The organism is Rufibacter sp. JT3400010 (genome assembly GCF_054956755.1).
Genome location: NZ_JBUDXA010000002.1, coordinates 355,437 through 368,555, shown reverse-complemented (window position 1 = coordinate 368,555; position 13,119 = coordinate 355,437). Strand labels below are relative to the sequence as shown.

12 protein-coding genes are annotated in these 13,119 nt (G+C 49.4%); 5 read left to right on the top strand and 7 right to left on the bottom strand.

The features are described from left to right. The first annotated feature begins 34 nt into the window (after positions 1–34). Positions 35–748, top strand: a complete 714-nt coding sequence (locus ACY0JR_RS03385; RefSeq protein ID WP_462632456.1) for a carboxypeptidase-like regulatory domain-containing protein — start codon at positions 35–37, stop codon at positions 746–748. Positions 749–826: 78 nt separating this feature from the next. Here ACY0JR_RS03385 and ACY0JR_RS03380 read toward each other — a convergent pair whose 3' ends face one another. Further along, positions 827–2,014 (bottom strand): sensor histidine kinase, encoded by a 1,188-nt coding sequence (locus tag ACY0JR_RS03380; protein WP_462632455.1) that lies wholly within the window; start codon positions 2,012–2,014, stop codon positions 827–829. 183 nt (positions 2,015–2,197) lie between these two features. Between ACY0JR_RS03380 and hemA the strand changes: the two genes are divergently transcribed. After that, positions 2,198–3,472 (top strand): glutamyl-tRNA reductase, encoded by a 1,275-nt coding sequence (hemA, locus tag ACY0JR_RS03375; RefSeq protein ID WP_462632454.1) that lies wholly within the window; start codon positions 2,198–2,200, stop codon positions 3,470–3,472. 323 nt (positions 3,473–3,795) lie between these two features. Next, positions 3,796–4,749, top strand: coding sequence for a phosphodiester glycosidase family protein (locus tag ACY0JR_RS03370; protein ID WP_462632452.1), 954 nt, complete (start codon positions 3,796–3,798; stop codon positions 4,747–4,749). Between the two features lie 122 nt (positions 4,750–4,871). Here the strand turns inward: ACY0JR_RS03370 and ACY0JR_RS03365 are convergent, their stop codons facing one another. Next, positions 4,872–5,180: an ArsR/SmtB family transcription factor gene (locus ACY0JR_RS03365; protein WP_066830613.1), complete on the bottom strand. Its 309-nt coding sequence runs from the start codon at positions 5,178–5,180 to the stop codon at positions 4,872–4,874. 932 nt (positions 5,181–6,112) lie between these two features. Between ACY0JR_RS03365 and ACY0JR_RS03360 the strand changes: the two genes are divergently transcribed. Next, positions 6,113–7,339 (top strand): Glu/Leu/Phe/Val dehydrogenase dimerization domain-containing protein, encoded by a 1,227-nt coding sequence (locus tag ACY0JR_RS03360; protein ID WP_462632451.1) that lies wholly within the window; start codon positions 6,113–6,115, stop codon positions 7,337–7,339. A 212-nt stretch (positions 7,340–7,551) separates the two neighbouring features. Here ACY0JR_RS03360 and ACY0JR_RS03355 read toward each other — a convergent pair whose 3' ends face one another. After that, the gene (locus tag ACY0JR_RS03355; RefSeq protein WP_462632450.1) at positions 7,552–7,923 is read right to left on the bottom strand and encodes a hypothetical protein; all 372 of its coding nucleotides are present in this window, start codon (positions 7,921–7,923) and stop codon (positions 7,552–7,554) included. Between the two features lie 71 nt (positions 7,924–7,994). Between ACY0JR_RS03355 and ACY0JR_RS03350 the strand changes: the two genes are divergently transcribed. Further along, complete coding sequence (locus tag ACY0JR_RS03350; protein WP_462632449.1) at positions 7,995–9,107, top strand: mechanosensitive ion channel family protein; 1,113 nt, start codon at positions 7,995–7,997, stop codon at positions 9,105–9,107. A 193-nt stretch (positions 9,108–9,300) separates the two neighbouring features. On the opposite strand, the gene ACY0JR_RS03345 is transcribed toward ACY0JR_RS03350, so the two are convergent. From ACY0JR_RS03345 to ACY0JR_RS03330, 4 genes are all read right to left on the bottom strand, one after another. Continuing rightward, positions 9,301–10,131 carry a tellurite resistance TerB family protein gene (locus tag ACY0JR_RS03345; RefSeq protein WP_462632448.1) on the bottom strand — a complete coding sequence of 277 codons (831 nt, stop codon included), beginning with the start codon at positions 10,129–10,131 and terminating at the stop codon, positions 9,301–9,303. A 114-nt stretch (positions 10,132–10,245) separates the two neighbouring features. Further along, a complete protein-coding gene (locus ACY0JR_RS03340) occupies positions 10,246–11,418 on the bottom strand; it encodes a serine hydrolase domain-containing protein (RefSeq protein WP_462632447.1) in 1,173 nt (390 codons plus the stop codon). Between the two features lie 160 nt (positions 11,419–11,578). After that, positions 11,579–12,103 carry a DUF4269 domain-containing protein gene (locus ACY0JR_RS03335; protein WP_462632446.1) on the bottom strand — a complete coding sequence of 175 codons (525 nt, stop codon included), beginning with the start codon at positions 12,101–12,103 and terminating at the stop codon, positions 11,579–11,581. A 95-nt stretch (positions 12,104–12,198) separates the two neighbouring features. Continuing rightward, on the bottom strand, positions 12,199–12,924 hold the full coding sequence (locus tag ACY0JR_RS03330) for a hypothetical protein (RefSeq protein ID WP_462632445.1): 726 nt from the start codon (positions 12,922–12,924) through the stop codon (positions 12,199–12,201). Between the last annotated feature and the right edge of the window lie 195 nt (positions 12,925–13,119).

Genomic DNA, 13,119 nt, shown 5'->3' with positions numbered 1-13,119 from the left:
CTCAATTTCAGAAATTAGTCTAAAAACAGAAGCCATGCCAACTAGCCGTCTTACCATCTCCATTCAACAGCCTTGTCACGAAGATTGGGCTTCCATGACTCCCCAGAATCAAGGCCGTTTTTGCCAAAACTGCCAGAAAACGGTGGTAGACTTTACCGCTATGTCTGATGCGGAAGTCGTCAATTGGCTAGGCAAAGAACATACCTGCGGACGCTTCAGGTCAAACCAATTAGACCGGGAGCTAACGGCTTTTTCTGTACCACAAAGAAAATGGGCGTGGCGAACAGCTCTGATGGGGTTATTTGCTTGGTTCAGTTCTAAGGCCGCAGAAGCACAAACAGTAAAAAAGGGAGAAATCTCTCCTATTGCCTCCAACACTTCCACCCGTTCGGCCACTGCAACAACTCAAACCGATCCGATTTCCTTTAGGGGAATAGTACTGGACTCAGTCACTCTAGCACCAATAAGTGGAGCTTCCGTTTCTATAGCCGGAACGTCCTTTGCTACATCATCCAATGCTCAGGGGCAGTTTGAGCTAATTATTCCTGCTTCCATGATAGAAGCAAAAGATGCTGCCCCACTAGTAACATTCTCTTATATAGGTATGGCTCCTGAAAGAAAAAGACTAGATCAAATGACAGCAAAATCCACAAATAAAATTATACTCCGCCCAGACCCACGGCTTGCAGAAACGGTAACAATCACATTAGGTATGCCTGTTATCCAACCAAAACCCACTAAAAATTGAGTATTTATGCTCAATTTTTAGTGGTAATCCGCTAAACCCGTTTCAAGCCTTTTTCCCAGAAAACAGCCTCAAAACGCCTTACCTGTTCAACACTATCCTGAACGTAGTGCCCTTTCCCACCTCAGAGGACTTCACGAACAACCGTCCCTGATGATAATTCTCAATAATGCGTTTGGCTAGCGCCAGCCCTAAGCCCCAGCCTCGTTTCTTGGTGGTGTATCCCGGCACGAACACTTCTTCCTGCTTGGTCTTCGGAATACCTTTGCCGGTATCCTGTATATCCAGCGCGATGGCGTCTTTGATGTTAGACCTTACCAAGCGCAGCGTTATACTGCCTTTGCCTTCCATGGCATCCACCGCGTTTTTGCAGATGTTTTCAATCACCCACTCAAACAGCGGGATATTCACTTTGGCCGTGGTTTCGGGCGGAAACTCAGATTCTATGGCAAAAGCGACTTTGTTGGAAACCCGGTTGCGCAGGTACCCGATGGCGTTTTCCACCACCCGTTGCAGCGGTTCGTCCTTAAGCACCGGCACTGAGCCGATGTTAGAGAAACGCTCGGTGATAATTTCCAGGCGGCGCACATCTTTGCCCAATTCGTCAATAATAGGTTCGTTTTCAAACCGGGGGCTGCTTTTCAGGTATTCGTACCAAGCCATCAGAGAAGAAAGCGGCGTGCCTAATTGGTGGGCGGTTTCTTTGGCCAGCCCCACCCACACGCGGTTCTGCTCGGCTTTACGCGAGTAACTGAAGGCGTAATAGGCAATCACAGAGAGGCACGCAATGACCGTGAGTTGCACGTAGGGGTAGTAGCGCAGCTGAGTCAGCAGTTCAGAATCTTTGTAGAAAATATAGTTCTTGAACTCCTGCTGGTACGAGACCACAATGGGCTTGTGCTGTGCCTTCATCTTGGCTATTTCGCGCTGGAGCAGCCTTTTTTTACGGCTTTCGGAAATCTTTTCGGGGATATCAAGGTTCTTATAGGCGATGACATTCTCTTTCTCATCGGTCTGAATTACGGGCACCGACCGGTTGGCGTCAATGATTTCTTCCTGAATGAACACCAGGTTATCAGAGTCAATCTCGGCGTTAATCATGTAACGCAGACCCTTGGCGTACAAGTCAATCAACTGTTGCTCGCGCTCAGAGAGTTTGGCTACCAGCAGGTTGGTGTAAATAACCGTGGCCCCGCCAATGAACAACGCAACCGCGATGATGAGCAGCTTTAACCTGGATTTTTTTGAATAAATGGAGGTTGGAATCATGTACAAAGGCAACGCTAGAGGAAATACGCCCGTCTAGGGATGGTGTTCTCCCTTAACGAAGATAGCAGAAAGAAGCGTCTACGCACCGCAATTTGTAATGTGTATAAATAAAAGAAAGATACGAATATTATTCATTCTTAAAAGATAGTGCCGTAATTTTGCATCCAATTTCTACACTGCCGTATGCTTCACAACTTCAGAGCCGTCAGTCTTTCACATAAAAAAGCTCCCTTAGACATAAGAGAGCTTATCGCCTTGGATGAGGGGTCGTGCCGACAGTTCCTGCAAACGCTCAAAGAATTCATTCAGGCAACTGACATTTTAGTGCTTTCCACGTGCAACCGCACGGAGGTCTATTATACGTCTGATGATGACTACAGCCACGACATCGTGAAACTGTTGGGCATCAGCAAAGGCATTACCAATATTTCCCAGTACCTGGACTACTTCACCATTGTGAATGAGCACGCTGATGCCGTGCAGCACCTGTTCAACGTGGCCATGGGCCTGGACGCGCAGGTGGTGGGCGACATGCAGATTTCCAACCAGGTGAAAAACGCCTACCAGTGGAGCGTGGACAGCCAGGCTGCCGGCCCGTTCCTGCACCGCCTGCTGCACACCATCTTCTTCACCAACAAGCGCGTGGTACAGGAAACCTCGTTTAGAGACGGAGCCGCCTCTACTTCTTACGCCGCCCTGGAACTGGTAGAAAGCCTCACGGCCGATATCCCGAACCCGAAAGTGCTGGTAGTAGGCCTAGGCGAGATTGGGGCCGATGTATGCCGGCATCTCCATGACTCAGATTTCCAGAACGTAAAAATCTCTAACCGCACCAAAGCCAAAGCCGAGATTCTGGCCGAAGAATGCGGCATGGAAGTAGTCCCGTTCGAGAATCTGGTAGAAGCCATGAAAGAGGCCGATGTCATTATCTCCTCCGTAGCCCGTGACGAGCCGTTCTTCACCAAAGAAATGGTGAGCCGTTTGAACGTGTTAACCTACAAATTTTTCATTGACCTGAGCGTTCCGCGTAGCGTAGAGCCCCAGATAGAGCAGATTCCAGGGGTGCTGGTGTACAACATTGACACCATCCAGAACAAGGCCTCAGAGGCCCTGCAACGTCGCCTGGACGCCGTGCCACAGGTAAAGCAGATTATCAAAGAATCCATAGCCGGATTTGAAGACTGGAGCAAGGAGATGAACGTGTCGCCTACCATCCAGAAACTGAAGAACGCCCTGGAGACCATCCGTCAGGAAGAGATGGCCCGGTACATGAAGAAACTCTCTGCCGAGGAAGCCAAGCACATGGACGACATCACCAAATCCATGATGCAGAAAATCATCAAACTGCCGGTGCTCCAACTCAAAGCCGCCTGCAAACGCGGCGAGGCCGAAACCCTCATTGACGTACTCACCGACCTGTTTGATTTGGAGAAACAATCTTCTGAGGCACACGCTTAACGCCTGTTTTCATAAAATCAGCCTAAAAGCGGGACACTCTGTGGAGAGTGTCCCGCTTTTTTTTGTGCGCACGTCTTTTGTAGGGGCAATTCCTTGTGGTTGCCCTTCTCCGTTCCCCTACCTTTTCTGTAGCATGTACGGACAGGTCGCGACCTGTCCTACGATATCAGAAATCAGCAAACGGGAGGGGCAACCACAAGGGATTGCCCCTACTTTCCGGCACTTTCCCTGAAAACAGCCCAGAAACGAAAAACCAACCCACTCAGACGAAGGTTTTACACCACCTTTACACAAACAATAAACCTACTCTTTATATTGGCGGCATGAAAAAGCTGCTTTTCTCCCTCACCGCCGTCCTTCTCTCCTGCCCCAGTTTTGCCCAGGTAAAATGGACGCCTTCCGCCCAACATCAGCAAGGCCTTCCCGCCTCCGTAAAAGTGTTCACCACGTCAGACTCCCTGGACGGAAAACCGTTTAAAGCCTATTATTTAGAAGCGGACCTAAAAGACCCCAAGCTGGAAGTACTCACCAGAGTAGGCAACGGCAAGCGGTACACGCCCAAGCAATATTATGAGCAGGAAACCGGCAACGTGCTGGCGGTAGTGAACACCACCTTCTTCTCCTTCGCCGATAACAGCAACCTGAACCTAGTCATCAACAACGGCAAAGTACTGGCTCCCCAAGCCTCTGTAAAGCGCAAAAATCCCAAAGGCACCGACACGCTTACTTATTATCCTACTACCGGAGCCATCGGCTTCTTCCGCAACCGCACCGCCGATGTGGCCTGGGCTTACAACATAGGAAAGAAAAAGAAAACCATAGAACTGGCTGCACCCTATGACGCAGACGCCACTGGCCGACCTGCACCTGAACCCTCCAAGCGCAACGTGAAAGGCATAAAACGCTGGAAACCCCAGGTAGCCGTTGGTGGTGGACCGGTGTTGGTGCAAAACGGCAAAGTACACATTACTGCCGAGGAGGAAATGCGCGGCGGAGCCAGCTTCAGAGGCGCTAACCCACGCACCGTCATGGGCTACACGCCAGACAACAAACTTATCATTCTGATGGTGGAAGGACGTAACAAAGGCATCGCCGAAGGAGCCAGCTTAGACCAGTTGGCTCAACTGATGGTTGGCTTAAGCTGCAAAGAAGCCCTGAACCTGGACGGCGGCGGCTCCAGTACGCTGTACGTGAAAGGCAAAGACACCATCAAACCCTCAGACAAAGAAGGCCAGCGGCCCGTACCAGCGGTGTTGGTGCTGAAGTACAAAGAGTAAATTCTACACCTGAGTAAAAAATAAAAACCGTTTCTGGCCTACTTTCGTGAAAACAGGCTGGAAACGGTTCCGGGAAATACTTACTTGATGGGGGAGAACTGGGCTGGCAGGCAGGTAACGGACTATAAATCGCCGCAACACTCCTCCAGGCAGTCTATCACATCAATCAGCTTGGGGATAGAAAGGGAATAATAGATTTTGGTGCCCACCTTGAATGACGAGAGCACCCCCTTGTCTTTCAGCGTGATCAAATGCTGTGAGGCAATTGCCTGTGGTAGATCCAGGTACTGGTAGATCTCCGTCACAGTCATCTTGTCTTCCTTACCCAGAAGATCCACGATGGCCAACCTTTTTGGGTGCGCCAGTACCTTCAGCATGGACGCCGCCTTATCAATCTTCTTAGACTCCACTCTGGATAATAAACTTTTCATAAGGACACACAAAAATCAGTACTACAATTAGACGCGTCTCCACGCCCTTGAACACTTGCCACCAGCCCGTTTTGGGTTGCACCTGAACAGTACGTTCTCTAAACGCATGGCGGCTTACCATGTTATAGGTATACGGTCAGACACTTCGTTCAACGGAGTTGACTTGGCTTGAGTTAGATTTACGTATAAAGAATATAATTGGATATATAAAATACTTAATACTGAAAGAGTTCCATATTTAAATATTCAGGAGCAACATTTAGCGGGTCAAACCAACATGAGCCCCTCAGCAATAATTATCACTGGTTGAACTTACGAGCCCTTGAAGCCGCGAAGCGGAACTGTTTAGAGTAGTTTCTGAGAAAACACGCTTGAAACGGTATGGGCGCAGACGCTCGTAGGAGCTGCGCACACTATGAGGTCTTTGGAATGGGCGGTCTTGTGGGGCCACCATCTTTCAAGGCAAAAGATTCTTCCCAACGTGATTGGCTGCCATTGCTAGTTCAGCAAACGTTCTTTTGAGGCTCTCGCCTCACGGAAGTTGCAAACTTCCGGTCATGTTAGGTCCAAGTCACAGACTTGAACCATGATACTTTGTATTTTATACCAAACCTACTTTCCCCTGTTCCAGTCTTTCCCGAGCGCGCCTCGCTTTCGGCCCTGCAAAGGCAAGACTAAGCGCAAAATGCTTCTCAGGCCGAAAGGGCAGTGCGCGAGGGAAAGACGGGGCCTCGCGGCCGTGAGCGCACGGAGGGCAGCCATGCAACAACAAAGCATAAGGGCACCGCATTAACCACTCGCCACGCCAGCGACAGGCAAACTGCATGCACCAAAGCTTCAATCAAACCAAAAAGAATACCTCTATCTTTTCCTTCAACTAACAAACGCTATCTTATACCTTTGTGACAGCAAACCCAAATCTACTTCCCACTATGAAAGACCTACTGGCCAAATTTGAGACCAAACGCCCCGAAATTGTTTTTGAATGGAAAGACGCTGAAACGGAGGCCGAGGGCTGGGTAGTCATCAATTCGCTGCGGGGCGGGGCGGCTGGAGGCGGAACGCGCATGCGCAAAGGGCTGGACAAACGGGAAGTAGAGTCGCTGGCGAAAACCATGGAGGTGAAGTTCACCGTCTCGGGTCCGGCCATTGGCGGCGCGAAGTCGGGGATTAACTTTGACCCGGCAGACCCGCGCAAGCAAGGCGTGCTGGAGCGTTGGTATCGCGTAGTATTTCCGCTGCTCAAGAATTATTACGGCACCGGCGGCGACCTGAACGTGGACGAGATCCATGAGGTAATTCCTATTACCGAGGAATACGGCCTGTGGCACCCGCAGGAAGGCATTGTAAACGGATACTTCAAAGCCACCGAACCGCAGAAAATAAACAAATTAGGCCAGTTGCGCCAAGGCGTGAGCAAGGTGCTGGAAGATGTTCACTACTCCCCTTCCCTCGCCCGCAAATATACCGTGGCCGACATGATTACTGGGTATGGCGTGGCCAAAGCCGTTTCCCATTACTATGAACTGTGGGGTGGTGAGTTGGCCGGCAAACGGGCCATTATCCAGGGCTGGGGAAATGTGGGCGCGGCGGCGGCGTATTACCTGGCTTCTGAGGGCGTGAAAGTAGTAGGCATCATTGACCGGGCCGGAGGACTGATTAGGGAGGAAGGCTTCTCTTTTGACGAAATCACCCAATTGTTCCTGAATCGGGCAGGCAATACCTTACTGGCTGATGATCTGCTTTCGTTTGAAGAAGTGAATGCCCGCATCTGGGATTTGCCTTCGGAGATCTTCATTCCGGCGGCGGCTTCGCGGTTGGTGTCTACAGATCAGGTGGAACGCATGCAGCGGGCAGGCTTGGAAGTGATTTCCAGTGGAGCCAACGTGCCGTTTAAAGATCCGGAGATTTTCTTTGGCGCCACCGGCGAGTTCGCCGACCAGCAGGTATCCGTGATTCCGGACTTTGTAGCCAACTGCGGCATGGCCCGCGTGTTCGCGTACCTGATGGAACAAGACGTGGAAATCACCGATGAGGCCATCTTCACTGATATTTCCCGAACCATTAGACAAGCACTGGAGAAAGCTCATGAGCGGCATCCGCAGAAAACCGAGATCGCCAAGACCTGCTTTGAGATTGCGTTGAGCCAATTGTTGTAGCGCATCTCATTGAAACATCCTTTTAGCTATACTTTCCTGAAAAGTAATGATACCCCAGAACGGCTCACTTGCTCGCGTCCCGCGAGTGTGAGCTACTTTCGGCCCCTGGCCGAGTTCTGGAATGTTAAACAGTATTTTTGGAAAGCGGCGGGACGCCGCAGGTAGCCCACACTCGCGGGACGCGAGCGAGAGTAAGCACTACTTTTCTTAAGCTATCCTTTCTTGAACCCAACCGCCAATAACTTGGCTACATCTTGCTCCTGGACCTTTACCTTGAAGGTTCGTCCGGTGGGGCACTGGCAGGATTCACAGACCATTATATCTGCGGGTGCCGGGATCATAGTTACCTCCAGCACGGTGAAGCCTTGGCCTTGCACGTACTCTTGCACGCAGACTTTTGTGTCTGGAGTTTTGTTACAATAGCCCCAGGGATTGTTTCCGCACTGGACTTCAGAAAAGGCGAGCCATTGTCCGCCGGTGAGCGGAACTTCCCCTTCCGTTGTTTCAGAATCTACCATTTGGCACGCCGAAAAGCTAAAGAACAGCAGTCCGGCTAAAAGCTGGTATAAGAAGTTTCGTTTCATAGATTTGCCTTTCCTTTCTTAGAAGACCCTTCCGCCTAGGCTTTGGTTGCAGTCGGGCAAAAATTTAACAAATGCAGAACCAGGTTTCAGATATTCTACGCTTCGTTTTTCTGGGGAATACGGTGCAGCAGTACCTCATTTTTGTGGGCATTATGCTGGGCGGTTTCCTGTTGAAGACAGTGGTTTCGGGGCTATTTTCCACCATTCTCTTCCAAGGCATCGTGAAACGCCTCAACAAGGATGTGACCAACGAGGAGTTTAAACGCTTATTGGTGACTCCGCTGGAAGTACTCGCATTTCTGGTCTTCCTCTACGTTGCGTTTGATTCCCTCAATTATCCGCCGGAATTGGGGTTACCGGGCAAAGAGGAACTGGGCCTTAAACGCGTTCTGCAGCGCATTTACAGCATTTTCCTGATCTGTTCGCTTACGTGGGTAGTGCTGCGGCTGGTAGACTTTGTGGGGATGATGTTCGCCAAACGGGCCGCCAAAACGCTCTCCAAACTAGACGATCAACTGGTGCCGTTCTTCGTGGATTTCACCAAGGTTATCCTCGTTATCATTGGGTTCTTCGTCATCTTGGGGGCGGTATTCAAGGTAAACGTGGCGGGTCTGGTGGCCGGTTTGGGCGTGGGTGGTTTGGCCATTGCGTTTGCCGCGAAGGAAAGTCTGGAAAACCTGCTGGCCTCGTTCACCATTTTCCTGGATCATCCGTTTGTGGTGGGCGATCTGGTGCAGGTAGGCGAGATAACCGGTACCATTGAGAAAATTGGCTTTAGGAGCACCCGCATCAGAACGCTGGAGAAAAGCTACGTGACGCTGCCCAACAAAAGCATGATTGACAAACCGCTGGACAACCTCACGCTACGTACTTTCAGGCGGGTGAAGTTTGACATTTCGCTCACCTACACTACCACGTCAGAACAGGTAAAGGCCATTGTAACCGACATCCAGCATCTGATTGACGCGTATCCCCGCACCAACCAGGACGGCCGCGTACGGTTCTTCAACCTGGGGCCGTATTCCAAAGACATTATGGTGCTGTACTTCATTGACACCATTGACTATGACCAATACATAGATGTGAAGGAGGAAATCAATTACCAGATTGTGGCCATTGTGGAAAAACACGGGGCCGAGTTCGCATACCCTAGCCAAACGCTGTATTTGAAACAGGAAGGGTGATTGGGAGATGTGAGGATGTGGAAATTTGGAGGTTTGAAGATGTTTCTGTGTTAATTTTCCAGATGTAGGGGCAAATCCCTTGTGGTTGCCCTGCACGGTAGCAGAGTAACGGCAACGTTTAACATCTAAAAATTGAGAACTCCTGTTTTGGGCTGTTTTAGTAAAACAAGCCTCAAAACAGGAGTTTCTTTTATTACCAACCGCCTCTGCGGCCACCACCTAAAATTCCGCCCAGCAAGCCGCCTAGACCGCCGCTTCCCATGCCTCGGCCGTAGCCGCCTCTACCACCTAAGCTACCCAGAATAGAAGCCATGGAGCCTAGTCCACCCATGCGACCGCCACCGTACATGCCGCCTCTTCCCATCATTCCTCCGCCCATCATGCCGCCACCTAACAAACCGCCTAGCAAACCACCCAGTCCGCCGCCCATCATCCCGCCGCCGCCATATCCGTGAGACCTGCTCCGGCGGTTCATCATGCCACTGATAACTATGGGCGCCAGCATGCCCAGCATACCGGTCACCATACCCGGCGAGATGCCGGAATTTTTGAACATATCGCCGAAGCCATTTTTGTTTAAGAAGGACTGCGAGGTAGGGTCTTCGCCTTTTTCCTGGGCTTGGTTGGCTTTGTCCACAAACTGGTCCAGAATACTGAACTGCTTCTGGTCTATGCCCAGGTATTGGCTTACTTCTGCTATGCGTTGCTGCTCTTCTTTGGTGTACTCGCCATCTGACTTCGCGAAGCTGATGATGTCTGTGATGAAGGAGAAACGCAGCGGACTTCCTTTCAGAACATCCAGGCACCGTTGCAGGCTTATCTGGGAGGGGTTTTTAGCAATGGAAGCCACTTCCTGCTGTAGATTCTCGGGCAGTTCGGCGGCTTCGCTTAACAGTTGCAGAAACGTCAGTTCATCTTCAGACACGTGCCCGTCTGCCGAGGCAATGGTAGCCAGTGCGCCCAGGTAAGCGCCTTTTTCCTGCTCAGAGTAATCTTTTAGAAGCGTGGTGGTTTCTTCAGCCATGGTTGTAGGTGTTGGTGTAGACTAACACAAACGACACGGCTACAAACGAGTTGGCGTTTAACCGCTGTTTTTCTGAAACCAGCCGTTAAACGCCTCCGCAACTTTACGTGGTTCTTACTTCTGGACGGCGGCAAGAATGCGCTTAAAGAACTCATCTCCGTTGGTGCCGTGCCAGCGCCATACCACTACCAAATCATGCTCGGGGTCTACCCAAATGGTGTTGGAACCCGCGCCCAGAGCGGCGAAACTGGTAGCGGGCGCGTTAGGCCACTGCTTTTTCTGCGTGTTCAGCCACCAGAGATAACCGTAATCTGGCCCGTGCGGCCCGGGCGCGGTGGCTTGCTTCACCCATTCTTGAGAGACAATCTGCTTGTTTTTCCATTTGCCCTGCCGCAGGAACAAATACCCGAAACGGGCTTCGTCACGGGTGTTGATCCAGAGACCGCCGCCCCAGCGGGTACCGCCGCTTACGCTGGGCAACTGCTTGCCGTCTACCTCTACGTAGGAGTTTTTGTACGGGAGATATTGCCAGGTGTCTGAGGCGCCAATGGGGTTCATGACCTGCTCTTTCAAGACTTGGGGCAGGGGCTTTTTCCAGAGCCGCAGCAAGGACAAGGACAGGCGGTTAATGCGCACATCATTGTACTCATAGAACGTACCGGGCTCTTTCAGTTCACGCGGCTTGCGTTCGCCGTTGCCGAATTCCTCTTTGCCCACAAAGGTGTGCGTCTTCCCGAAGAGTTCTCCTTCCCACTCGCTGGTCTGCTGGGCGTGGTGATGCCAGGTTACTTTGCGGTTGTGTTCTGAGTCATAGCCGCCGTCTTTGATGTAGTTGGCCACCGGATCATGAATGTCTTTGATCATGCCTTTGTCCAGCGTGATGCCTAGAATAGTAGACAGAAAGCTCTTCGCGATGCTGTAAGTGGGGTCCGCGCGTTTGGTATCGCCCCACTCGGCTACAATGTAGCCGTGCCGCAGAATGATGCCGTTGGTGCTCGCCCGGTCTTTCGGGATGGGGCCCAACAGCTTCCCGAAAATCTCTTCCTGCGTGGAGAAATCCTTCGGCATTTTGGTTTCCTGGGTTTGGGCATACGCCACCGCCTCGGCCAACAGCCTCGGGTCCATGCCTACCTGCTCCGGGGCTCTCTGCTCCCATTTATCGCCCTTCTCTGGGTAATACACCTTGGCATTCGCCGATGTGGTTTGGGAGGACGTAGTATTGTTGGTCTGGCAGGCGAAAAGGCCCAGCCATAGGAAAGACAGAAGTAGGTGGTAGCGTTTTTTCATAGGTTCGGTTTGTAATACGGCTTTGTTCTGAATGCTAGTCTATTTATGAATGCTAGTCTATTTATAGGATAAGCATTCAGATTAGATGCGCAACAGTCTCGTATAAACAGCGTGCGAGGCCGTCGGCTGTGGCTAACTTTTTACCTTGTTGTACAAAGTTTTATATTTCAAATCTCAGCAGTTCTACATAAGGATCTCCAACCAAAGCCAATAATTTTGCAAAAGCTGGCTCTGTCTTTAGTCCTTCTTGTTTAAGCCTTATGATTTCCGTTCTGAACTTATCATCTTTTAAATTCAAGATTTTATGTTCAACTAGCATATGCCTGTATGCATTTTGCTCTTTTGTCGGGGAATCCTGTCCAAAAACTTCTACTTCAAATTCCCCTGCTCTAAAGGTTGCAATTGTTGATAATAAGCTATTCCAAGTATTTGTCCGAATTCTAAATTCGTCTTTGTCCGAGTACAAACTAGTGAGTGTTTCTGCAAATTTCTGGTGATTGGAACATTCACAAATAATATCTAAATCACTTTCTGGTAGGTCAATCCCAATTGGTATAGTTCCTGTCAATATTGGACTATAAGCTTGCAAATCTTCAAAAATTGATAGCTTAGTCAATTCTATATAGGCTTGTTGCTGACGCTTATTTCCTTTTTTAAGATATTCAATATTTGTGAAGTCTGGCATCAATGTTTTAAATTTTTGTACAACTGTCTCGTGTAAGCGGCGGCGTGGCCGTCGGCCGAAGATGCCGTTTACACCGTGTTAGGTAAAGGTTTTTTTTATTTTTTCACGCGCTCAACTTCTGTCGTATGTTTTGCAAGCGTTGAGCCAAGCACTTCTATTGATTCCTTAAATTCATAGCCGCTGAACTTCTCAAATATTGCTGTGTTCCGCTCTATCGTTAAGGAGCTGTCAAGTTCAAGTCCGTTTTTCTTTAATTGGAAGTATAGAATCGGGTTATAGGCGGCAATTTCCTGTCCTTCTGCGTTTTTAGTCATTTGAGGATAATCCCAGAATCCTGCAAATTCCAAATCATTGTCTGAATCCAGGTTCTTTGCATGTGAGATGAAAGTCGGCAACTGTTCTGTTTTTAGAAGCTTATTGCCGCTGATGACAAAATGATAAAGGTAATTTTTGTTTGGCCTGTCGTTTACTTCAACTAATATCTCAAACCTGTCATTACCTAAAGGAAGTATTAGCGGGTAAAGCTGGTCTCCAAATTCATACTCTGTTTGAGAGCTGTCCTGATAGATAATTGACCCGTTTCTGGTTAGTGTGAACAGAGAGTAAGTCTTAAAATTGTCAAATTCTTCAACTCCGCCAGCCAAAATCTCAAATCCGTTGCCAAGCTTGATTTTCTTTTGGGTATCATATCCCAAGGTAGAGTCAGTTTCTATTGTTTCTGGTTTTTTTGAGACTTCTTCGTTAGGCCTTTTAGTGGTCGATGAGCAAGAAAGAAGAACAAATAAAACACATACGCTAGCCGCTAAAATTTTAAATTCCATCTTTTATATTTTAACTTTTACCTAACTTCCAGATAAACGTACCACCTACGCTTATCAGCACTATATCTATCCTTAAACATACGGTTTATTGTCGATTTTAACAGATAACCGTAACTGAACTAATGGATATATTGTAAGAAGCCATTTAATAGAAAATCCGCTTTTTCGTCCCTCTTTCCAGAAATTGCGCTCAAA